We start from the raw sequence: 20087 nt of genomic DNA on the forward strand, positions 1-20087 counted from the left end.
TACCTAGTGTCGCGCCATTGTTTACGGATGGCCCCATGACTGACGACGATCGCATCAAACTCGAACCCGGCTGGAAGGCCGCGTTGCGCGCCGAGTTCGACCAACCCTACATGCACAAGCTGCGCGAGTTCCTGCGCGAGGAATATGCGGCGGGCAAGGAGATCTACCCGCCGGGGCCGCTGATCTTCAACGCGCTCAATTCCACGCCGCTGGACAAGGTGAAGGTGGTGATCCTCGGCCAGGACCCTTACCACGGGCCAGGCCAGGCCCATGGCCTGTGCTTCTCGGTGCAGCCTGGCGTGCCGACGCCGCCGTCTCTGGTGAACATCTACAAAGAGCTGCACCGCGACCTCAACTTGCCGATTCCCAACCATGGTTACCTGCAAAGCTGGGCGGAGCAGGGGGTGTTGCTGCTCAACACCACTATGACCGTGCAGCGCGGCAACGCGGCCTCCCACGCCAACGCGGGCTGGCAGCCATTCACCGATCGGGTCATCCAGGTGGTCAGCGAGCGGTGCGAAAACGTGGTGTTCCTGCTGTGGGGCTCTCATGCCCAGAGCAAGCAGAAGCTGATCGACGGCACTCGGCACCTGGTACTCAAGTCGGTGCACCCGTCGCCGCTGTCGGCGTATCGGGGCTTCTTCGGATGCGGGCATTTCAGCCGCACCAACAGCTTCCTTGAGCAGCGTGGGCTGGCGCCGATCAACTGGGCGTTGCCGCCGCTCTGAAAAAACGTGTTGCCTTCTTCGCGGGAACCCTCCCACAGGGGCGGCGATAAGCTTTTTGGACGCGGGTTTACCCGCGAAGAAAACTGCACGCCGTCACGGTCGGTTCGTGTTCCAGCGCCGGAACAACGGCTCGGCCAGAAACAGCACGAACAGCAACCTCATCACCTGCAGTGCCGTCACCAACGGTACGGACAGCTGCAAGGTCTCGGCCGTCAGGCTCATCTCGGCGATACCGCCGGGCATCATTCCCAGGGTCAATGAGCGCAGGTCCAGCTGGGTCATCACACTCAACACCCAGGCCGCGCTGGCGGCGATCAACATGCACAGGAAGGTCGCCAGCAAGGTCCGCCCCAGGAAGGACGGCGCCCGGCGAAAGAACGCCCGGTTGAAGTGGCAGGCCAGGCCACTGCCGATCAGCCACTGTCCGATCTGGCTGGCGCCGGGCGGCAGGGCGATCTGCAGGTTGCCCGCCAGGCTCACGCAGGCGGCAATCAACAGCGGACCGAACAGCCACGGGTTGGGCTGGCGCAGGCGCTGCCAGATCAACGCGGCCAACACACCAAACGGCGCGATCAGGGTCAGCCAGCCCCAACTGACGCTGCCTGCGTGGGTCAGCGGCACGCCATCGCCGAGCAAGAACTTGAACAGCGCCGGCACGCACAGCACCACTGCCAACACCCGCAGGCTCTGGGCTGCGGCCACCTGGCTGAGCACCGCACCGTTGCGTGCGCCCAGGTTGACCATCTCACCCGAGCCCCCCGGCATGCTGGCGAAGAACGCCGTGGCGCGGTCTTCGCCGGTACGCCTGAGCAGCCAGACGCTGATCACTGCTGACAACGTGGTGAACAGTGCCCCGAAGAAGATCAGACCAAAGTGGCTGGCCACCTGCTCGATGACTGCCGGGGTGAAGTGCAGGCCGATACCGATGCCGATGATCCACTGCCCGCACTTGCGGCCATTGGGGATTTCCGACAGCTGCCAGGGTGTCAGGCAGCGCACCAGGATGATTGCCAGCAACGAGCCGACCATCCACGGCAAAGGCCAGCCGACCTTGCTGGCGAGAAACCCGCCAGCAAGACCGACCAGCCCGGTAGCCCAGAACGGCGGTGACCGATCAGGCATCGGCCATCGCCCGACGCTGCAGGCTACGTTTACGCCAGCTGCGCAGCAACGGCAGGGTCAGCATGCAGAAGGTCAGCACCCACACCGACATGCTGATCGGGCTCGACCAGAGGATGCCCAGCTCGCCGTTGGAGATCGACAGTGCGCGGCGCAGGTTCTGCTCCATCAGCCCGCCCAGGATGAAGCCGAGCAGAATCGGCGACAGGGGGAAGTCCAGCTTGCGCAGGATGTAGCCCATGATGCCGATGCCGACCATCAGGAACAGATCGAAGGTGGTCGCATGCACGGCGTACACGCCGATCCCGGTGATGATCGCGATCACCGGCACCAGCGCCCAGTTCGGCACGGCGAGGATGCGGGTGAATATGCGGATCATCGGAATGTTCAGGATCACCAGCATGATATTGGCGATGAACAGCGAGGCGATCAGCCCCCAGACGATGTCAGGTTGCTGTTCGAACAGCAGCGGGCCTGGGGTGATGTTGTACAGGGTCAGTGCACCGATCATCACCGCGGTGGTGCCGGAACCCGGCACGCCCAGGGTCAGCATCGGCACCAGGGCGCCGCAGCAGGAGGCGCCGATGGCGGTTTCCGGAGCGGCCAGGCCGCGCGCGTCGCCCTTGCCGAACTTGCCCTTGTCGCCAGCGATGCGTTTCTCGGTCATGTAGGCCACGGCACTGGCCAGGGTCGCGCCGGCGCCGGGCAGTACGCCCATGACAAAGCCCAGCAGGCCGCAGCGCAGGTTGACGATGAACACCGAAGCGGCTTCCTTGAGGTTGAACAGCATGCGCCCAGTGGCCTTCACCGCCTCGTGGCCATGGTGGGTCTTTTCCAGCAACAGCAAGATCTCGCTGATGGAGAACAGACCCAGTACCAGCACCACGAACTGGATGCCATCGGCCAGGTGCACGCTGTCGCCGGTAAAGCGGTACACGCCGCTGTTAGCGTCGATGCCGACGCTGGACAGGAACAGGCCGATCAGCGCGGCGATGAAGGTCTTCAGTGGATTGTCGCCGGCCATGCCGCCCAGGGCGACGATGGCGAACACCATCAGCACGAAGTATTCGGCGGGCCCGAAGGCGATCGCCCATTTCGCCAGCAGCGGAGCGAACAGCACCATGCCGCAGGTGGCGATGAAGGCGCCGATGAACGAGCTCCACGCCGACAGCGATAGGGCGACGCCGGCCAGGCCTTGGCGGGCCATGGGGTAGCCGTCAAGGGTGGTCATCACGGTGGAGGCTTCGCCGGGAATGTTCAGCAGGATCGAGCTGATCCGCCCGCCATACTCGCAGCCAAGGTAGACCGCGGCCAGCAGGATCAGCGCCGATTCAGGCGGCAGGCCCAGGGCAAAGGCGATGGGGATCAGCAGTGCCACACCGTTGATCGGCCCAAGGCCTGGCAGCAGGCCGACCACGGTGCCGATGAGGGTGCCGGTCAGGGCGGTGACCAGGTTGTACGGGCTCAGGGCGACGCCGAAGCCCTGGCCCAGGTAGCTCAAGGTATCCATGTGTCAGTTCTCCAGTACATCCAGCAGGCCGAGGGGCAGAGGTACATCCATCACGCGGTCGAACAGCCAGTAGAGCAGCAGGCTCATGGCGCCCACCACGATCAGGCTGTGCAGCCAGCGCCCGCCATACAGACGTGCCATGGGTACGCCGACGAGTACGGCGCTGAGGATGAAACCGAGCGACTCGAAGGTGCTGGCGAAGACGATCAGCAAGCCCACACAGCCGCTGATCTTGACCAGGGTTTCACGGTCCAGCGGCGGTTCGTCGTCCTTGCGCACGATGGGCGTTGGGCGAATGGCCAAGTAGAGCAGAGCCACGCCCATCAGGCCGAGCATCAGCAAGGGATAGGCCCGTGGACCTACAGGCTCGTAGGAAAACGCAGCCTGGTACGGCCAGGCCATCACGGCCAGGGCGGCGCATACCGCCAGCAGAGCCAGGGCAAAAATGCGTTGCAGGATCATGAGGGAATCCTCGGAAATTGTTCGGTACGGCGCCGACCTTGTGGGAGCGGGCTTACCTGCGACCCAGGGCGCAGCCCAGGCCACGCGTCGGCGATGTCCGTTTCGCGGGTAAACCCGCCCCCTAAAGGGGAGCAGCGTTGCAGCTCGATCTACTGGACCAGGCCGAATTCCCGGGCCAGGGCCTTGTAGTCGGCGACCTGCTTCTTCACGTAGGTGTCCAGCTCCTGCCCGGTCATGGCGAACGGGAACAGCTCACGCTGGTCACGCAGCTTGGCGAAGTCCTCGGAGGCCAGCAGTTTGTCGAAGGAGGCTTTCCACCAGGCGTAATCCTCGTCGCTGACCTTTGGCCCCAGGTAGAAGCCGCGTACTACTGGCCAGACGATGTCGTAGCCTTGTTCCTTGGCGGTGGGGATGTCTTTCATTTCCGGCTCGTCCAGGCGGGTTTCGGAGAACACCGCGAGGATGCGCATGTCACCGCTCTGGATGTGCGGCATGGAGTCCGAGATGTCGGTGGAGCCCACCTGAATATGCCCGCCGAGCAGCGCTGTGGCGATTTCACCGCCGCCTTCCAGGGCCACGTAGCGAAGGTCGCGCGGATTGATGCCGGCGGCCTTGGCGATCAGGGCGGTCTGCATCCAGTCCTGGCTGCCGACGGTGCCGCCGGAGCCGATGACGACTTTGCTCGGGTCTTTCTTCAAGGCCGCGACCAGATCATCGAGGGTCTTGTAGGGCGAGTCGCTCTTCACGGCGATGGCACCATAGCTGGTGCCGACAGCTGCCAGCCATTTCACGGCGTTCTCGTCGAAGCGCCCGAACTTGCCCTGGGCCAGGTTGAGCAGGGAGCCGCTGGACCAGGCCACCAGAGTGCCGGCATCGGCCGGGCGCTGGGCGACCACGGCGTTGTAGGCCACCGCGCCGACGCCGCCGGGCATGTAGGTCACGCGCATGGGCTTGGAGAGGATCTTCTCGTTGACCAGGGCGCTTTGCACCAGTTTGCAGGTCAGGTCGAAGCCGCCACCGGGCGAGGCGGGGGCGATGCATTCGGGGCGTTTCGGTTCAGCGGCCAGGGCGTTGCCAGCCAGCAGCAGGCAACCGGTAGCCAGGACGAGGCGGCGCATTGAAAAGGTCATCGTCTATCTCCGTGAGCGTTGTTGTTATGGGTTACCACAGAGCCACGCTGTAGCTCACCAGCAGCCTGACTTCGTCGGCGTCGCGGGCGAAGTTGGAGCGGAAGGTGGCGTTGCGCAGGCGAACGGCGACGTCCTTCAACGGGCCGCTTTGTACCACGTACTTGAACTCGGTGTTGCGCTCCCACTCCTTGCCCTCGCCACCGTCGGCGCGGCTGACGTTGTCGCCGCTGATATAGCGGGTCATGAAGGTCAGCCCGGGGATGCCCAGTGCAGCGAAGTTGTAGTCGTAGCGTGCTTGCCAGGAGCGCTCGTCGGCGCCGGCGAAGTCGTTGATTTGGACGAAGTTGACCAGGTACGGATCGGCGCCATCGACATAGGGGAAGGCGCTGTCGCCCGACAGGTGCTGGTAGGCGGCGCTGATCTTGTGGCCGCCCAGGGCATAGCTGAGCATGCCGTTGACGGTGGTGTTGTCGATGTTGCCGGCCTTGGCCTGGCCTGCATCGTCGCTCACTGCCAGGCGCAGGTCGGCACCGAAGGTGCCCGGGCCCCAGGGCTGGGTAGCGACCATGCCCATGAAATGCTGACGGTAGATGTCGTCGAGTTCGGCGAAGTGGTAGCTGCCGGTGATGCGATCGGTGAACTGGTAATCCAGCCCGGCCAGGTCGAAGTTGTCGGCGCTGAAGGTGCCGCCGAAACGGCCGTTCTTGTTGTTGAGGGCGAGGTCTTCCCAGTTGGTGTCGTTGCGGTCCTTGGCTTTTTCCAGGCGCCCGCCGGTGAACGTCAGGCCCTTGAGCTCCTTGGAGGTGAGCAGGCCGCCCTCGAAGGTCTGCGGCAGGATGCGCCCGTCGTTGGGCTGCAGGGTCGGCAGTTCCGGGATGAGGGTACCGACCTTGAGCTCGGTGTTGGAGACCTTGATCTTGCCGGTCAGGCCGAGCTTGGAGTATTCGTCGGCGGCCTTGCCGTCATCATGGGTCGGCAGCAGGCCGGTGTCGGTGCGGTCTGGGCTGGAGTCGAGCTTGATGCCGAGCATGCCCAGCGCATCCAGGCCGAACCCTACGGTGCCGTCGGTGTAGCCGGACTCGAAGTTGAGCATGAAGCCCTGGGCCCATTCGTCGCGCTTGGACTGCTGGTCGCTGGTGCCATCGCGAAAGTCACGGTTGAAGTACATGTTGCGGGTTTCGAAGGTGGCCGTGCTGTCTTCGAAGAAGGCGGCCTGGCTCAGCGGGGCGACACCGGCTAGCGCAAGGGCGCTGGCGATGGCGGACGGGCGTGCGGACAGGGAACGGGTAGGCGCGAACGCCTGCGGCTGCGTGGACAGCATCGTCGGGAGACTCCGTTTATTGTTCTTATCGGGCGCACCTTGCTGGTGCTTTTTTTCGGCGCGCGGGGCGACCGTGGTGCGATGCTAGGTAATGAACCTTTCGCTAACCTTTCAGAGTGAAAGGTTTGCCGCGAGGGCTTCACAGGCCCCCCGACGGCGGTACACTCCGCGCCAAAGCCCCACCCGAGCAGGGAGAATCCGATGCGAGTGTTGCTGGTCGAAGACCACCTGCAACTGGCCGAAAGCGTGGCCCTGGCCCTCAAGAGCCAAGGCCTGACCGTGGATGTGCTGCACGATGGCGTGGCCGCCGACCTGGCCCTGGCCAGCGAGGACTATGCGGTGGCAGTGCTTGATGTCGGCCTGCCGCGCATGGACGGCTTCGAAGTGCTGGCGCGCCTGCGTGGCCGTGGCAAGACGCTGCCGGTGCTGATGCTCACCGCGCGCAGCGACGTCAAGGATCGGGTCCATGGCCTGAACCTGGGCGCCGATGACTACCTGGCCAAACCCTTCGAACTGACCGAACTGGAAGCGCGAGTCAAGGCACTGCTGCGCCGTAGCGTGCTCGGTGGCGAGCGCCAGCAGCGCTGCGGGCCGCTGGTCTACGACCTCGATACCCGCCGCTTCACCCTGGGTGAAGAAGCCCTGACCCTGACCCAGCGCGAGCAAAGCGTGCTCGAAGCCCTGATCGCCCGCCCGGGCCGAGTGATGAGCAAGGAGCAACTGGCGGCCCAGGTATTTGGCCTGGACGAAGAGGCCAGCCCCGATGCCATCGAGATCTACATCCATCGGCTACGCAAGAAGCTCGATGGCCATCCAGTGGCTATCGTCACGTTCCGCGGCCTGGGTTATTTGCTCGAGCACCGTGATGCGTGACACCGGCAGCCTGCGTGGGCGTTTGCTGGGCAATTTGGCGCTGCTGTTGGTGGTGCTGATGCTCGCCAGCGGCCTGAGCGCCTACTGGAACGGCCGCGAGGCCGCCGACACCGCTTACGATCGCACGTTGCTGGCTTCGGCACGGACCATCGCCGCGGGCCTGTCGCAGCGCGACGGGACCCTGAGCGCAGATGTGCCCTACGTGGCCCTAGACACCTTTGCCTACGACAGCGCCGGACGTATCTACTACCAGGTGCTGGATATTCATCAGCGGCTGATTTCCGGCTACGAGAACCTCCCGCCTCCGCCGCCGGGCACCCCGCGTACCGACGACTATCCGGCCTTGGCGCGTTTCTACAACGCCACCTACCAGGGCCAGGATGTGCGCGTGGTCAGCTTGCTCAAGCCAGTCAGCGAACCGAACATGAACGGCATGGCCGAGATCCGCGTGGCCGAGACCGAGGAGGCACGGGTGCGCATGGCCCGGGGCCTGATGGCCGATACCTTGCTGCGTCTGGGCATGCTGGCGCTGGGGGCGCTCATGATGGTCTGGTTCGCCGTGAGCGCAGCACTGCGGCCGCTGGAGCGCCTGCGCACGGCGGTCGAAGAGCGCCAACCTGATGACTTGCGTTCCTTGCCGGTGGTTCAGGTGCAGCGAGAGCTCGGGCCCTTGGTGCGCGCTTTGAACCATTTCACCGAGCGGCTGCGTGGTCAGTTCGAGCGTCAGGCACAGTTCATCGCCGACGCCGCCCATGAGTTGCGCACGCCGTTGGCCGCCCTAAAGGCGCGGCTTGAGCTGGGCTTGCGCTCCCAGGAGCCGGAGCAGTGGCGACAAACCCTCGAAGCCGCTACCCAGGGTACCGACCGTCTGACCCACCTGGCCAACCAGTTGTTGTCCCTGGCGCGGGTGGAAAATGGGGCCCGGGCGATTGCCGAAGGGGGTGCCCAGCGCCTGGACCTGTGCCAATTGACGCGTGAGCTCGGCATGGCCATGGCGCCTCTGGCCCATGCCCGGGGCGTGGCCCTGGCGCTGGAAGCCGAGGCGCCGGTATGGCTCAAAGGCGAGCCGACTTTGCTCAATGAGCTGCTCAGCAACCTGGTGGACAATGCCCTGGCCCATACGCCCAAGGGCGGCAACGTGATCCTGCGCGTGATGGCCCCGGCCATGCTGGAAGTGGAGGATGACGGGCCGGGTATTCCCGAGTCTGACCGCGAGCGCGTGTTCGAGCGCTTCTATCGACGCAGCGCCCAGGGCACAGGCCTGGGGCTGGCGATCGTCGGCGAAATCTGCCGCGCGCACCTAGCGCAGATCAGCCTGCATGATGGCGAAAAGGGCGGGTTGCGCGTGCGGGTGAGTTTTATCGCCGATTGAGCGGGCTTCTCGGGGCTTGGAGAGCAACTGTCCTGGGTTATCTGCGCTGGCCTATTTTCGGGTAAACCCGCTCCCACGGGGTTGGCGGTGATCCTTGTGGAGCGGGTGTCTTGCTTAGCGCAGCATGCTGCGGGCATCGAGCAGCTCGGCGACATCCAACTCGGTCCCGTAAGGGAGCCCGAGATGCTGGTAGGCAGGCAAGGCCGCCAGGGGCCGGCTGCGGGTCCGATGGCTGAGGTGACGGGCGATCTGCACGATGTCGATGTAGTCGATGCTCTCGGTGCGTCGATCCAGGTCCTGCACCTGGCTGGGCAGGTTGACCAGCTGCTCGGGAAACTCCCAGGCCTTGAGAATTTTGTCGCCCAGCACCGGCTGGATCTGCTCGATCACATAGTGCAGGCATACAGGATCCGAAAGCAGCTCGTTGTGCTCCTCGGCGTAGATCAGAACCGGCAGGGCACCGATTTGGTAGACCAAGCCCCCTAGGGTGGCCTGGTCAGGCTTGAGCTGGGTGTAGCGGCGGCAGAGTTCATAGCTGATACCCGCCACTTCAAGGCTGTTGGCCCAAATATCGCGCAGTTTTTGTTCGACGGCCGGTGAGCGGGCGTGGAAGATTTGCTCGATTACCAGGCCGATCGCCAAGTTGCAGCTGTAGTTGATACCCAGGCGAGTGATGGCGGTGTGCAGGTCGGTGACCTCCACTGCCGCACGCAGCAGCGGGCTGTTGACCACCTTGATCAGGCGCGCCGAGAGGGCGGCGTCGCGGCCGATCACCTTGCTCAAGGCGGCGACGCTGATCTCGCTGTCCTCCGCGGCCTCGCGGATGCTCAAGGCAACCTCCGGAAGGGTCGGCAGGACCAGGTCGTCCTTGTCGATGGCTGCGAGCAATTGTGCTTGAACCGTCTCGGCCAGCTTGTTCATCTAACTTCTCTACCGCAGTGGTGGTGCGACCCCGCAGGGCAGCGGGGCAGGCTGGTCAGCGCAGGATTTCCCGGTCGCGGTCCAGTTCATAGGGCAGGTCCAGCAGTGTCAGGCGCGGGCCTTCGAGGCTAGCCAGGTGCAGGTTGTCGTCTGCCACGGCTTCGGCACTGAGCACGGCGAGCAGTTCGCAGCCGTCACCGGTGCTGGCGGCGATGACCACTTCGCCCACCGACGAACCGTGGGTGGGCGAGAAGATCTCGGCAGCAGGGGCGGGCACGTCCCGCTGGGCCAGGGCCAGGCGGTACTGTCGGCGCTTGAGCTTACCCAGGTACTGCATACGCGCGACGATCTCTTGGCCGGTGTAGCAGCCTTTCTTGAAGCTCACCCCATCGACCGCCTGCAGATTGATCATCTGCGGGATGAACAGCTCACGGGTAGGGCCCATGACTTGGCCGATGCCGGCACGGATCTGGCCCAACAGCCAGTCGTTGAGGCTGCCTTCGGCCAGGTGAGTGGCGAGGGTCTGGCGCACGGTGTCTGCTTGCGCGGCGGGCGCCCAGAGCTCCACACGGCCGGTGCTGACGCCAATGGCGATCAGGCCGTCGTGGCGTACCGTGGCGCCAGCTTCGGTCGGCGTGGCCAAGCCCAGCGCGTTTAGCGCGGCATCGCCTTGCGTCAGGCCGAAGCGGACCCACGCGGTGCTCTCATCGGTCAAGGTAGCCTTGGAGAAGACAGCGTACTTCTTGAGGTCGGCCAGTTGCGCGTCGAGCAGCTCGCTGGCCATGGCCAGCAAGTAACCGTTGCCCTCGGGGAGAATGCGGAAGCTCGACTGCATGCGGCCCTTGACCATGCACCGGGCGCCGAGGCTCGCGTGCTCTTGGCTTAGGTAGTTGATGTTGCAGGTCAGCTGGCCTTGCAGGAACTTGCCGGCATCGGAGCCGCGGACGGCGAGGATGCCCTCGTGGGACAGGGGACAGAAGAAAGCGGAATCGGCCATGGGTCATCGCGGTTGCTTGAGACTGGCGGCCATCATAGAACGCCGGTAACAAAATAGGTAGGTGACTAGACCAACGCCTTGTGCCCCTGCGAGCGCCCCGCTGTATACTGGCGACCCATTCGAGGAGGGCCCCATGGTCGAACAAACTGAACTCAACCGGCTTTTCTGGCACAGCCGCCGCGGCATGCTGGAACTGGACGTACTGCTGGTGCCATTCACCCAGGAGGTCTACCCCACCCTGAGCGAAGCGGACCGCGAGCTGTACCGTCGCCTGCTGACCTGCGAAGACCAGGACATGTTCGGCTGGTTCATGGAGCGCACCGAGTCCGACGACCCTGAGCTGCAACGCATGGTTCGCATCATCCTGGACCGTGTCCAGCCCAAGTGAGCATTTCGAGTGCCGCTGGCAAGGCTCGCGCCTGCTGCTGGTGGCCTACCTGACCTGCCAGGTGCTCGCGCTCTGGGCCATGGTCCTGAGCGCGCAGCCCTGGTGGTTGAGCGTTCCCCTCGTCCTTGCTTGCCTTGCCCACGCCTGCTGGGCCATCCCCCGTCGTATCTTGCTGACCCATCCCGAGGCCATCACTGGCCTGCGCCGTGATCCAACCGGCTGGCGGCTGTTCAGCTGTGCCAGAGGGTGGCAGCAGGTGAGGTTGTGTCGGGATAGCGTGGCATTGCCAGGTCTGGTTGTGCTGCGTTTTGTCAGGTCGGGGCGCTGGTTTGGCGAGAGCCAGTGCGTACCGCGCGATGCCCTGGATGCGGATCAGCATCGGCGTTTGCGCGTGAGGTTGAAGTTCAGCCGCAGGCGCTGGGCCGAGGTTTCAGTGCAATAACCCGCTCCCACAGGGCTCGTAGGGTTCTGTGGGAGCGGGTCCAACCGCGAACGCGTCAGTTCAGACCGGACTGAGGATGGTGTCCTTGGCCTCGGGCAGCATTCCCGGATAGTCCAGTGTGTAATGCAGCCCGCGGCTTTCCTTGCGCTGCATGGCTGAGCGGATCATCAGCTCGGCGACCTGGGCCAGGTTACGCAGTTCGATCAGGTCGCGGCTGACCTTGTAGTTGCTGTAGAACTCGTCGATCTCGTCGAGCAGCAGGCGCACCCGATGCTCGGCTCGTTGCAGGCGTTTGCTGGTGCGCACGATACCTACGTAGTCCCACATGAAACGCCGCAGTTCATCCCAGTTGTGCGCAATGATCACGTCCTCGTCCGAGTCGGTAACCTGGCTTGCGTCCCAGCAGGGTAGGGCGGTCGGAGCCTGCACTTCATCAAGGTGCGCCTCGATGTCGGCGGCAGCGGCACGGCCATAGACGAAGCATTCGAGCAACGAATTGCTGGCCATGCGGTTGGCCCCGTGCAGGCCAGTGAAGCTGGTTTCGCCAATGGCGTACAGGCCGGGGACATCGGTATGGCCGCGATCATCGACCATCACGCCGCCGCAGGTGTAATGGGCGGCCGGGACCACCGGAATCGCCTGGCGGGTGATGTCGATACCGAAGGCCAGGCAGCGTTCATAGACCGTAGGGAAGTGATTCTTGATGAAGTCGGCTGGCTTGTGGCTGATGTCCAGGTAGACACAATCAACGCCCAAACGCTTCATTTCGTGGTCGATGGCGCGGGCGACGATATCCCGGGGCGCGAGCTCCTCGCGGGGGTCGAAGCGCGGCATGAAGCGTTCGCCATTGGGCAGGCGCAGCAGGGCGCCTTCGCCGCGCAGGGCCTCTGTGATCAGGAAACTCTTGGCCTGCGGGTGGTACAGGCAGGTGGGGTGGAACTGGTTGAATTCCAGGTTGGCCACCCGACAGCCGGCACGCCAGGCCATGGCGATGCCATCGCCGCAGGCACCGTCGGGATTGCTGGTATAGAGGTAGACCTTGGCCGCACCCCCGGTGGCCAGCACGGTGAAGCGCGCACCGAAGGTGTCGACTTCGCCGGTATTGCGATCCAGCACATAGGCGCCCAGGCAACGCTCGCCCGACAGGCCCAGACGACGCTCGGTGATCAGGTCGACCGCCACGCGCTGCTCCAGTAGCTCGATGTTCGGCCGCTGGCGTGCTTGGTTCAGCAAAGTGGTGAAAATCGCGGCGCCCGTTGCGTCGGCGGCATGGATGATGCGTCGGTGGCTGTGACCTCCTTCACGGGTCAGATGGAACTCGAAGCCGCCGTCATCGACGCTGTAATGCTCGTCGCGGGTGAAGGGCACCCCTTGTTCGATCAACCACTCGATCGCTTCGCGGCTGTGTTCGACGGTGAAGCGCACGGCATCTTCATGGCACAGGCCGCCACCGGCATTGAGCGTGTCCTCGACATGGGACTGGACGGTATCGGTGTTGTCCAGGACCGCGGCAACGCCGCCCTGGGCCCAGAAGGTCGAACCATTGGCCAGGTCGCCCTTGCTCAGCACGGCGATGCGCAAGTGACTTGGAAGGTTCAGTGCCAGGCTGAGGCCAGCGGCGCCGCTGCCGATCACCAGGACATCGTGTTGGAATTGTTGGCTCATGTCTTGACACTAGTAATCTTGGGAAGGGGAGCGGCACAATAGTCATGCGCAGATGGCATTGTGAAACTATCGTTAAGCCTGTCCGGCTGCCTTTATAGCAGCCACAGGTGTCTGATTTCCAATGGCATCTGCACCGGCGTCGCGATCTTTATGGGAACTTTCCGATACCGGTGGAAATCCTAAGAAGGCTGCCCGCACGCCACCAAATGCCACGGCGACGCATGGCGGTAGCTCTTTCGGGGCTGACACCTGCGTATTCGAAATCAGATTATCGACGCAGCCGGCCGTGACCGCGCTGCGTCTTTCGTGCGAGCCGACCAAGGGCCGCAGGAAACTTGCTTGGAGGGGAGAACTTTTGCGCAAAGGCCGAGTCTATGGTTGCAAGCCTGAACGATGGCTGTTGCAACGCTCCTTCGAGACCACTGAGGAGTGTTCATGCTAACCCAGGAAGAGGATCAGCAGCTTGTCGAGCGCGTGCAGCGCGGCGACAGGCGAGCGTTCGATCTGTTGGTGCTGAAGTATCAGCACAAGATTCTCGGGTTGATCGTGCGGTTCGTACACGACACCCACGAGGCCCAGGATGTGGCGCAGGAGGCTTTCATCAAGGCCTACCGGGCGCTAGGAAATTTTCGCGGTGACAGTGCTTTCTATACCTGGCTGTACCGCATCGCCATTAACACGGCGAAGAACTACCTGGTGTCCCGCGGAAGACGGCCACCAGACAGTGATGTGAGCTCCGAGGATGCGGAGTTTTACGACGGCGATCATGGCCTCAAGGATCTCGAGTCTCCAGAGCGCGCGTTGTTGAGGGATGAAATCGAAGGCACCGTCCATCGCACCATCCAGCAACTGCCCGAGGACCTGCGCACGGCATTGACCCTACGTGAGTTCGACGGACTGAGTTACGAAGACATTGCCAGTGTCATGCAATGTCCGGTAGGTACCGTGCGCTCTCGAATTTTCCGCGCTCGGGAGGCCATTGATAAAGCCCTGCAGCCTTTGTTGCAGGAAACCTGAGACAGCGGCGACAGCCAAGAGAGGAACCGCCATGAGTCGTGAAGCTTTGCAGGAATCGCTGTCCGCGGTGATGGATAACGAAGCGGACGAACTTGAACTGCGTCGCGTGTTGAACGCCGTCGACGATCCTGAAACCCGTGCCACTTGGTCCCGCTATCAAGTAGCGCGCGCAGCGATGCACAACGAGCTGGTACTGCCCAAGCTCGATATCGCCTCGGCGGTATCCGCAGCGCTGGCCGACGAAGCCGTGCCTGCCAAGGTCAAGCAAGGCCCATGGCGCACCATTGGTCGCCTGGCTGTAGCCGCCTCGGTGACCGTTGCCGTGCTGGCTGGCGTGCGCCTGTACAACCAGGACGAAATCACCGGTGCCGAGCTCGCTGCCCAGCAGCCTGTCCAGCAAGGGCTGAGCGTGCCACAAGCACAGGGCCCCGCCGTTTTGGCAGGCTATAGTGAGAGCAGTGAGCAACCGACCGGGCCGATGGCCAACGGCGTGCTGCAGAACCAGGCCGGCTGGGATCAGCGTCTGCCAGGGTATCTGCGCCAGCATGCCCAGGAATCTGCGCTCAAGGGTACTGAGACCGCTCTGCCCTATGCACGCGCCGCCAGCCTGGAAAACCGTTAAGTAAGGAGGATCATGCGCGCGCTACCTCTCCTGACGCTTCTGCTTGGCAGTTGCATGATGGTGCCGGCCTTGGCGGCCAACTCCTCGCCTGAGGCGAGCGAGTGGCTGAACAAGCTGGCACAGGCCGAGCGAGAACAGAGTTACCAGGGTTCCTTCGTCTACGAACGTAATGGCAGCTTCTCCTCACACGATATCTGGCACCGCGTCCAGGACGGCAAGGTCAGCGAGCGTTTGTTGCAGCTCGATGGGGCGACCCAGGAAATCGTGCGGGTCGATGGCAAGGTCCAGTGCGTCAGCGGCTCCCTGGTTAGCCGCGTAGGAACCCCGCCGGACTCCGCGCCCCGTGTGCTCGATCCTCTGAAACTGATGAGCTGGTACGACCTGAGCGTCGCAGGCAAGTCCCGGGTTGCCGGGCGCGATGCCGTGATCGTGACGCTCACGCCGCGAGACCAGCATCGCTACGCCTTCGAACTGCATTTGGATCGCCGCACTGGATTGCCCTTGCGCTCGTTGATGATCAATGACAAGGGCCAGTTGCTCGAGCGCTTCCAGATGACCCGCCTGGATACCGACGATCTACCCAGCGATGACGACCTGCGCGCCAGTTCTTCGTGCAAGCCGGTCGAGCACGTCGCAGCCGCGCATTCCGACGCTGCCTCTGCCTGGCGTTCGGACTGGTTGCCGCCGGGCTTCGAATTGATCAACAGCTCCGTGCGCCGGGACCCGGTGCGTGACAGCATGGTCAGCAGCCTCATGTACGACGATGGCCTGGCACGCTTCTCGGTGTTCCTGGAGCCGGTGAGCGATGATGCCGGACCGGATACCCGTGCGCAGTTAGGGCCTACCGTCGCCGTGTCGCGTCGTCTCAACACGCCCAAGGGCAAGGTCATGGTCACTGTGGTTGGCGAGATTCCCTTGGGAACCGCCGAGCGTGTCGCCCTGTCCATGCGGGCCCAGGATGCCCAGGCGCGTCAGTGATAGCGCGCCTTCCTACATCTCGTAGGGCATGCTTCTGACATGAAATTAAAGCATTGTCATTTGCAATCCCTTCGTAAATTTTCTATAGGTCAGGCTTCTCGGGGTCTGGCCTTTCTTGCTTGTGCAAAGGCCTCACTTTGTTAACTACGCTCGTTGTGACGGGAGCCGTATGTCAATACCACGCTTGAAATCCTACCTATCGATGTTCGCCGCCGTGCTGATGCTTGGCCAGGTGCTCACCGCCCAGGCCGAGGAAGCCCTGCCGGACTTCACCACCCTGGTCGAGCAGGCCTCGCCTGCTGTGGTGAACATCAGTACCAAGCAGAAGCTGCCGGACCGCCGTGTCGCCGCCGGGCAGATGCCGGACCTGGAAGGCCTGCCGCCGATGTTCCGCGAGTTCTTCGAGCGCAACATGCCGCAAGTGCCGCGCTCGCCCCGTGGTGACCGTCAACGAGAAGCCCAATCGCTCGGTTCGGGCTTCATCATCTCCAGCGATGGCTATGTGCTGACCAACAACCATGTGGTCGCCGATGCCGATGAGATCATCGTGCGTCTGTCCGACCGCAGCGAGCTGCAGGCCAAGCTGGTCGGTACCGATCCGCGCACAGACGTAGCCTTGCTCAAGGTCGAAGGCAAGAACCTGCCGACTGTCAAGCTCGGCGACTCCGAAAAGCTCAAGGTCGGTGAGTGGGTGCTGGCGATCGGCTCGCCGTTCGGCTTCGACCATTCGGTGACCAAGGGCATCGTGAGCGCCAAGGGGCGGACCCTGCCCAACGACACCTATGTCCCATTCATCCAGACCGACGTAGCGATCAACCCGGGTAACTCCGGTGGCCCGCTGTTCAACATGAATGGCGAGGTGGTGGGCATCAACTCGCAGATTTTCACCCGTTCCGGTGGCTTCATGGGGCTGTCGTTCGCTATCCCGATCGATGTGGCGCTGGATGTTTCCAATCAGCTGAAGAAGGACGGCAAGGTCAGCCGAGGCTGGCTTGGCGTGGTGATTCAGGAGGTCAACAAGGACCTGGCTGAATCCTTCGGTCTGGACAAGCCAGCCGGTGCCTTGGTCGCCCAAGTGCTAGAGGACGGTCCGGCAGCCAAGGGTGGCTTGCAGGTAGGGGACGTGATTCTGAGCATGAATGGCCAGCCGATCATTATGTCGGCCGACCTGCCGCACTTGGTCGGCAGCCTCAAGGACGGCGCCAAGGCTCGTCTGGAGATCATCCGCAACGGCAAGCGCCAGAATCTGGATATTACCATCGGCGCGCTGCCCGAGGACGATGCGGACATCGGTACCGGCGCTGGAGCCGGCGCAGAGCGTAACAGCAACCGTCTGGGCGTTTCCGTGGCCGACCTGACCGCCGAGCAGAAAAAGTCCCTGGAGCTCAAGGGCGGCGTGGTCATCAAGGAGGTCCAGGATGGTCCGGCGGCGTTGATTGGCCTGCGTCCTGGCGATGTCATCAGTCACCTGAACAACCAGGCGATCGCTTCGGCCAAGCAGTTCACCGAAATTGCCAAGGATCTGCCGAAGAATCGTTCGGTGTCGATGCGCGTGCTGCGTCAGGGCCGAGCCAGCTTCATTACCTTCAAGTTGGCGGAATAATCTGCGCACTGCATAGGAAAGGGCAGCTTCGGCTGCCCTTTTTCATGAAATTTTCCGCCGTCGACCCTCGTCCAAGGGCTGCGGGTAGCCCCGGGCGCGCGCAATTCGGGGCTCCCACAGGGCAGCGCTCGTTACCATGTCGCTTGATCTGGAATCTCCCATATCCCTGCGGCTTAAGGTACAATTCCCGGCTATTTTTCGGCGGGCGTCCGGCTCGCAGCCTTTTCGAGTGTTGACCCGTGAGTGATTTGAGTCATATCCGCAATTTCTCCATCATCGCCCACATCGACCATGGCAAGTCGACGCTGGCCGACCGTTTCATCCAGATGTGCGGTGGCCTGTCGGCACGCGAAATGGAAGCCCAGGTCCTCGATTCCATGGATCTGGAGCGTGAGCGCGGGATCACCATCAAGGCCCACAGCGTCACGCTGAGCTATAAGGCTCAGGACGGCAAGGTCTACCAGCTGAATTTCATCGATACTCCCGGCCACGTCGACTTCACCTATGAAGTCAGCCGTTCCCTGGCCGCGTGCGAAGGCGCGCTGCTGGTCGTAGACGCCGGTCAGGGTGTCGAGGCCCAGTCCGTGGCCAACTGCTACACCGCTATCGAGCAGGGCCTGGAGGTCATGCCGGTGCTTAACAAGATGGACCTGCCCCAGGCCGACCCAGACCGCGTCAAGGACGAGATCGAGAAGATCATCGGCATCGACGCCACCGACGCCGTGGCGTGCAGCGCCAAGAGCGGCATGGGCGTCGATGAGGTCCTCGAGCGTCTGGTGCAGACCATTCCGGCCCCCGAAGGCGAAATCGATGCTCCTCTGCAGGCACTGATCATCGATTCCTGGTTCGACAATTACCTGGGTGTCGTCTCCCTGGTCCGCGTGCGTCATGGCCGGGTCAAGAAAGGGGACAAGATCCTGGTCAAGTCCACCGGCAAGGTGCATCTGGTGGACAGCGTCGGTGTCTTCACCCCGAAACACACGCAGACCGCCGACCTCAAGGCGGGCGAGGTGGGCTTCATCATCGCCAGCATCAAAGACATTCACGGGGCACCGGTCGGTGACACCCTGACCCTGTCCTCGACCCCAGAGGTCGAAGTGCTGCCAGGCTTCAAAAAGATCCAGCCGCAGGTTTATGCCGGCCTGTTCCCGGTCAGCTCCGACGATTTTGAAGATTTCCGCGACGCACTGTCGAAGCTGACCCTGAACGACTCCTCGCTGCAATACCTGCCGGAAAGCTCCGACGCCCTGGGCTTCGGCTTCCGTTGCGGCTTCCTCGGCATGTTGCACATGGAGATCATTCAGGAGCGCCTGGAGCGCGAATACGACCTGGACCTGATCACCACCGCGCCGAGCGTGATCTACGAGCTGGTGCTCAAGACCGGCGAGACCATCTACGTCGACAACCCATCCAAGCTACCGGATGTTTCTGCGGTCCAGGACTTCCGTGAGCCAATCGTCACCGCCACCATCCTCGTGCCTCAGGAGCACCTGGGTAACGTCATCACCCTGTGTATCGAGAAGCGTGGCGTGCAGCGCGACATGCAGTTCCTCGGCAGCCAGGTACAGGTGCGCTACGACCTGCCGATGAACGAAGTGGTGCTGGACTTCTTCGATAAACTCAAGTCCACCAGCCGCGGTTACGCTTCGCTGGACTATCATTTCGATCGCTACCAGTCGGCCAACCTGGTCAAGCTGGACGTGCTGATCAACGGCGACAAGGTAGACGCCCTGGCGCTGATCGTTCACCGCGACAATGCCCACTACAAGGGCCGTGCGCTGACTGAGAAGATGAAGGAGCTGATCCCTCGGCAGATGTTCGATGTGGCGATCCAGGCAGCCATCGGTGGCCAGATCGTCGCCCGTACGACCGTCAAGGCGCTCAGAAAGAACGTACTGGCCAAGTGCTACGGCGGTGACGTCAGCCGTAAGAAAAAGCTGCTGGAGAAGCAGAAGGCCGGTAAGAAACGCATGAAGCAGGTCGGCAACGTGGAGATCCCACAGGAAGCCTTCCTCGCCGTGCTCAGGTTGGATAGCTAGGTCCTATGTCGCTAAATTTCCCGCTGTTGCTAGTCATCGCCGTAGCTGTCTGCGGCCTGTTGGGTTTGATCGACCTGCTGTTCCTGGCTCCGCGCCGGCGAGCGGCGGTCGCCAACTACCAGGGCAGCGTCAGCCAGCCCGAGATGGCAGTGCTCGAGCGCCTGAACAAGGAGCCGTTGCTCGTCGAGTACGGCAAGTCGTTCTTCCCGGTGCTGTTCATCGTGCTGGTGTTGCGTTCGTTCCTGGTCGAGCCGTTCCAGATCCCATCGGGATCGATGAAACCGACTCTGGAAGTGGGCGATTTCATCTTGGTGAACAAGTTCTCCTACGGTATTCGCCTGCCGGTGATCGACAAGAAAGTCATCGAGGTGGGTGACCCGCAGCGCGGCGACGTGATGGTGTTCCGCTACCCGAGCGACCCGAATGTCAACTACATCAAGCGTGTGGTCGGGCTGCCGGGCGATCAGGTGCGCTACACCAGCGACAAGCGTCTGTACGTCAATGGCCAGCCGGTCGCCGAGCAGTTGGTCGGTACCGAGCCAGGCACCCTGGGCAGTGCCCAGCTGTACAAGGAAAAACTCGGCGAGGCCGAGCACCTGATCCGCAAGGAAATGAGCCGCTACCGCATGCCGCCGGACCAGCAATGGACCGTTCCGGCTGGCCATTACTTCATGATGGGTGACAACCGCGACAACTCCAACGACAGCCGCTACTGGGACGATCCGAACATTCCGAAGGAACTGCACGGTATGGTTCCGGATCGCAACATTGTCGGCAAGGCCTTCGCGGTCTGGATGAGCTGGCCGGAGCCCAAGCTCAGCCACTTCCCCAACCTGTCGCGGGTAGGCCTGATCCATTGATACCCAACGGCGCTGTCTGACAGACAGCGCCGAATGCATT

General features: G+C 63.0%; 19 protein-coding genes. 11 read left to right on the forward strand and 8 right to left on the reverse strand.

Annotated features, from left to right (window positions below; all coding sequences use genetic code 11):
• Nucleotides 1-35 precede the first annotated feature (35 nt).
• Nucleotides 36-728 carry a uracil-DNA glycosylase gene (gene ung, locus HMPREF3173_RS17320; RefSeq protein WP_070574872.1) on the forward strand — a complete coding sequence of 231 codons (693 nt, stop codon included), beginning with the start codon at nt 36-38 and terminating at the stop codon, nt 726-728.
• Between the two features lie 93 nt (nt 729-821).
• Here ung and HMPREF3173_RS17325 read toward each other — a convergent pair whose 3' ends face one another.
• From HMPREF3173_RS17325 to HMPREF3173_RS17345, 5 genes are all read right to left on the reverse strand, one after another.
• Nucleotides 822-1850: an AbrB family transcriptional regulator gene (locus HMPREF3173_RS17325; protein ID WP_070574875.1), complete on the reverse strand. Its 1029-nt coding sequence runs from the start codon at nt 1848-1850 to the stop codon at nt 822-824.
• Nucleotides 1843-3357, reverse strand: a complete 1515-nt coding sequence (locus tag HMPREF3173_RS17330) for a tripartite tricarboxylate transporter permease (protein ID WP_070574878.1) — start codon at nt 3355-3357, stop codon at nt 1843-1845. The genes HMPREF3173_RS17325 and HMPREF3173_RS17330 overlap by 8 nt, the downstream gene beginning before the upstream one ends.
• A 3-nt stretch (nt 3358-3360) precedes the next feature.
• Nucleotides 3361-3819, reverse strand: a complete 459-nt coding sequence (locus HMPREF3173_RS17335; protein ID WP_070574881.1) for a tripartite tricarboxylate transporter TctB family protein — start codon at nt 3817-3819, stop codon at nt 3361-3363.
• Between the two features lie 149 nt (nt 3820-3968).
• Nucleotides 3969-4949, reverse strand: coding sequence for a Bug family tripartite tricarboxylate transporter substrate binding protein (locus HMPREF3173_RS17340; protein ID WP_070574884.1), 981 nt, complete (start codon nt 4947-4949; stop codon nt 3969-3971).
• 31 nt (nt 4950-4980) lie between these two features.
• Nucleotides 4981-6270: an OprD family porin gene (locus HMPREF3173_RS17345; protein ID WP_070574887.1), complete on the reverse strand. Its 1290-nt coding sequence runs from the start codon at nt 6268-6270 to the stop codon at nt 4981-4983.
• 201 nt (nt 6271-6471) lie between these two features.
• Between HMPREF3173_RS17345 and HMPREF3173_RS17350 the strand changes: the two genes are divergently transcribed.
• Together HMPREF3173_RS17350 and HMPREF3173_RS17355 are read left to right on the forward strand one after the other, a co-directional pair.
• Nucleotides 6472-7143, forward strand: coding sequence for a response regulator (locus tag HMPREF3173_RS17350; RefSeq protein ID WP_043206458.1), 672 nt, complete (start codon nt 6472-6474; stop codon nt 7141-7143).
• The gene (locus tag HMPREF3173_RS17355) at nt 7136-8515 is read left to right on the forward strand and encodes a sensor histidine kinase (protein WP_070574890.1); all 1380 of its coding nucleotides are present in this window, start codon (nt 7136-7138) and stop codon (nt 8513-8515) included. The genes HMPREF3173_RS17350 and HMPREF3173_RS17355 overlap by 8 nt, the downstream gene beginning before the upstream one ends.
• Before the next feature lie 114 nt (nt 8516-8629).
• Here the strand turns inward: HMPREF3173_RS17355 and HMPREF3173_RS17360 are convergent, their stop codons facing one another.
• Nucleotides 8630-9436, reverse strand: a complete 807-nt coding sequence (locus tag HMPREF3173_RS17360) for an HDOD domain-containing protein (protein WP_070574893.1) — start codon at nt 9434-9436, stop codon at nt 8630-8632.
• A 55-nt stretch (nt 9437-9491) separates the two neighbouring features.
• Complete coding sequence (locus HMPREF3173_RS17365) at nt 9492-10433, reverse strand: CAF17-like 4Fe-4S cluster assembly/insertion protein YgfZ (protein ID WP_070574897.1); 942 nt, start codon at nt 10431-10433, stop codon at nt 9492-9494.
• Nucleotides 10434-10566: 133 nt separating this feature from the next.
• Between HMPREF3173_RS17365 and HMPREF3173_RS17370 the strand changes: the two genes are divergently transcribed.
• Both HMPREF3173_RS17370 and HMPREF3173_RS17375 read left to right on the forward strand, forming a co-directional pair.
• Nucleotides 10567-10821 (forward strand): FAD assembly factor SdhE, encoded by a 255-nt coding sequence (locus tag HMPREF3173_RS17370; protein ID WP_043206462.1) that lies wholly within the window; start codon nt 10567-10569, stop codon nt 10819-10821.
• Nucleotides 10805-11263, forward strand: a complete 459-nt coding sequence (locus HMPREF3173_RS17375; protein WP_070574900.1) for a protein YgfX — start codon at nt 10805-10807, stop codon at nt 11261-11263. The genes HMPREF3173_RS17370 and HMPREF3173_RS17375 overlap by 17 nt, the downstream gene beginning before the upstream one ends.
• 60 nt (nt 11264-11323) lie before the next feature.
• On the opposite strand, the gene nadB is transcribed toward HMPREF3173_RS17375, so the two are convergent.
• Nucleotides 11324-12928: an L-aspartate oxidase gene (gene nadB, locus HMPREF3173_RS17380; protein ID WP_070574903.1), complete on the reverse strand. Its 1605-nt coding sequence runs from the start codon at nt 12926-12928 to the stop codon at nt 11324-11326.
• 435 nt (nt 12929-13363) lie between these two features.
• On the opposite strand from nadB, the gene rpoE reads away from it, so the two are divergent.
• The 6 genes from rpoE to lepB all read left to right on the forward strand — a co-directional run bounded on the left by rpoE (nt 13364) and on the right by lepB (nt 20047).
• Nucleotides 13364-13945 carry an RNA polymerase sigma factor RpoE/AlgU gene (rpoE, locus tag HMPREF3173_RS17385; RefSeq protein ID WP_010220971.1) on the forward strand — a complete coding sequence of 194 codons (582 nt, stop codon included), beginning with the start codon at nt 13364-13366 and terminating at the stop codon, nt 13943-13945.
• A gap of 31 nt (nt 13946-13976) precedes the next feature.
• Complete coding sequence (locus HMPREF3173_RS17390) at nt 13977-14567, forward strand: sigma-E factor negative regulatory protein (RefSeq protein WP_043206465.1); 591 nt, start codon at nt 13977-13979, stop codon at nt 14565-14567.
• A gap of 12 nt (nt 14568-14579) precedes the next feature.
• Nucleotides 14580-15545, forward strand: coding sequence for a MucB/RseB C-terminal domain-containing protein (locus HMPREF3173_RS17395; protein ID WP_043206467.1), 966 nt, complete (start codon nt 14580-14582; stop codon nt 15543-15545).
• 202 nt (nt 15546-15747) lie between these two features.
• Nucleotides 15748-17148 (forward strand): DegQ family serine endoprotease, encoded by a 1401-nt coding sequence (locus tag HMPREF3173_RS17400; RefSeq protein WP_371906690.1) that lies wholly within the window; start codon nt 15748-15750, stop codon nt 17146-17148.
• 239 nt (nt 17149-17387) lie between these two features.
• On the forward strand, nt 17388-19187 hold the full coding sequence (gene lepA / locus HMPREF3173_RS17405; protein WP_043206469.1) for a translation elongation factor 4: 1800 nt from the start codon (nt 17388-17390) through the stop codon (nt 19185-19187).
• A gap of 5 nt (nt 19188-19192) precedes the next feature.
• On the forward strand, nt 19193-20047 hold the full coding sequence (gene lepB, locus HMPREF3173_RS17410; protein WP_043206470.1) for a signal peptidase I: 855 nt from the start codon (nt 19193-19195) through the stop codon (nt 20045-20047).
• The last annotated feature ends 40 nt before the right edge of the window (nt 20048-20087 follow it).

Origin of the sequence: Pseudomonas sp. HMSC08G10, from assembly GCF_001808425.1 — a bacterium.
GTDB classification, from domain to species: Bacteria; Pseudomonadota; Gammaproteobacteria; order Pseudomonadales; family Pseudomonadaceae; genus Aquipseudomonas; species Aquipseudomonas guariconensis.

Excerpts from the sequence above, each read along its gene's own strand:
- HMPREF3173_RS17370 (WP_043206462.1), top strand. The coding sequence starts at position 10,567 with ATGGTCGAACAAACTGAACTCAACCGGCTTTTCTGGCACAGCCGCCGC.
- HMPREF3173_RS17330 (WP_070574878.1), bottom strand. The coding sequence starts at position 3,357 with ATGGATACCTTGAGCTACCTGGGCCAGGGCTTCGGCGTCGCCCTGAGC.
- nadB (WP_070574903.1), bottom strand. The coding sequence starts at position 12,928 with ATGAGCCAACAATTCCAACACGATGTCCTGGTGATCGGCAGCGGCGCC.
- HMPREF3173_RS17365 (WP_070574897.1), bottom strand. The coding sequence starts at position 10,433 with ATGGCCGATTCCGCTTTCTTCTGTCCCCTGTCCCACGAGGGCATCCTC.
- HMPREF3173_RS17340 (WP_070574884.1), bottom strand. The coding sequence starts at position 4,949 with ATGACCTTTTCAATGCGCCGCCTCGTCCTGGCTACCGGTTGCCTGCTG.
- HMPREF3173_RS17335 (WP_070574881.1), bottom strand. The coding sequence starts at position 3,819 with ATGATCCTGCAACGCATTTTTGCCCTGGCTCTGCTGGCGGTATGCGCC.
- HMPREF3173_RS17395 (WP_043206467.1), top strand. The coding sequence starts at position 14,580 with ATGCGCGCGCTACCTCTCCTGACGCTTCTGCTTGGCAGTTGCATGATG.
- HMPREF3173_RS17360 (WP_070574893.1), bottom strand. The coding sequence starts at position 9,436 with ATGAACAAGCTGGCCGAGACGGTTCAAGCACAATTGCTCGCAGCCATC.
- ung (WP_070574872.1), top strand. The coding sequence starts at position 36 with ATGACTGACGACGATCGCATCAAACTCGAACCCGGCTGGAAGGCCGCG.
- HMPREF3173_RS17400 (WP_371906690.1), top strand. The coding sequence starts at position 15,748 with ATGTTCGCCGCCGTGCTGATGCTTGGCCAGGTGCTCACCGCCCAGGCC.
- HMPREF3173_RS17345 (WP_070574887.1), bottom strand. The coding sequence starts at position 6,270 with ATGCTGTCCACGCAGCCGCAGGCGTTCGCGCCTACCCGTTCCCTGTCC.
- HMPREF3173_RS17325 (WP_070574875.1), bottom strand. The coding sequence starts at position 1,850 with ATGCCTGATCGGTCACCGCCGTTCTGGGCTACCGGGCTGGTCGGTCTT.
- HMPREF3173_RS17350 (WP_043206458.1), top strand. The coding sequence starts at position 6,472 with ATGCGAGTGTTGCTGGTCGAAGACCACCTGCAACTGGCCGAAAGCGTG.
- HMPREF3173_RS17390 (WP_043206465.1), top strand. The coding sequence starts at position 13,977 with ATGAGTCGTGAAGCTTTGCAGGAATCGCTGTCCGCGGTGATGGATAAC.
- lepB (WP_043206470.1), top strand. The coding sequence starts at position 19,193 with ATGTCGCTAAATTTCCCGCTGTTGCTAGTCATCGCCGTAGCTGTCTGC.
- rpoE (WP_010220971.1), top strand. The coding sequence starts at position 13,364 with ATGCTAACCCAGGAAGAGGATCAGCAGCTTGTCGAGCGCGTGCAGCGC.
- HMPREF3173_RS17355 (WP_070574890.1), top strand. The coding sequence starts at position 7,136 with ATGCGTGACACCGGCAGCCTGCGTGGGCGTTTGCTGGGCAATTTGGCG.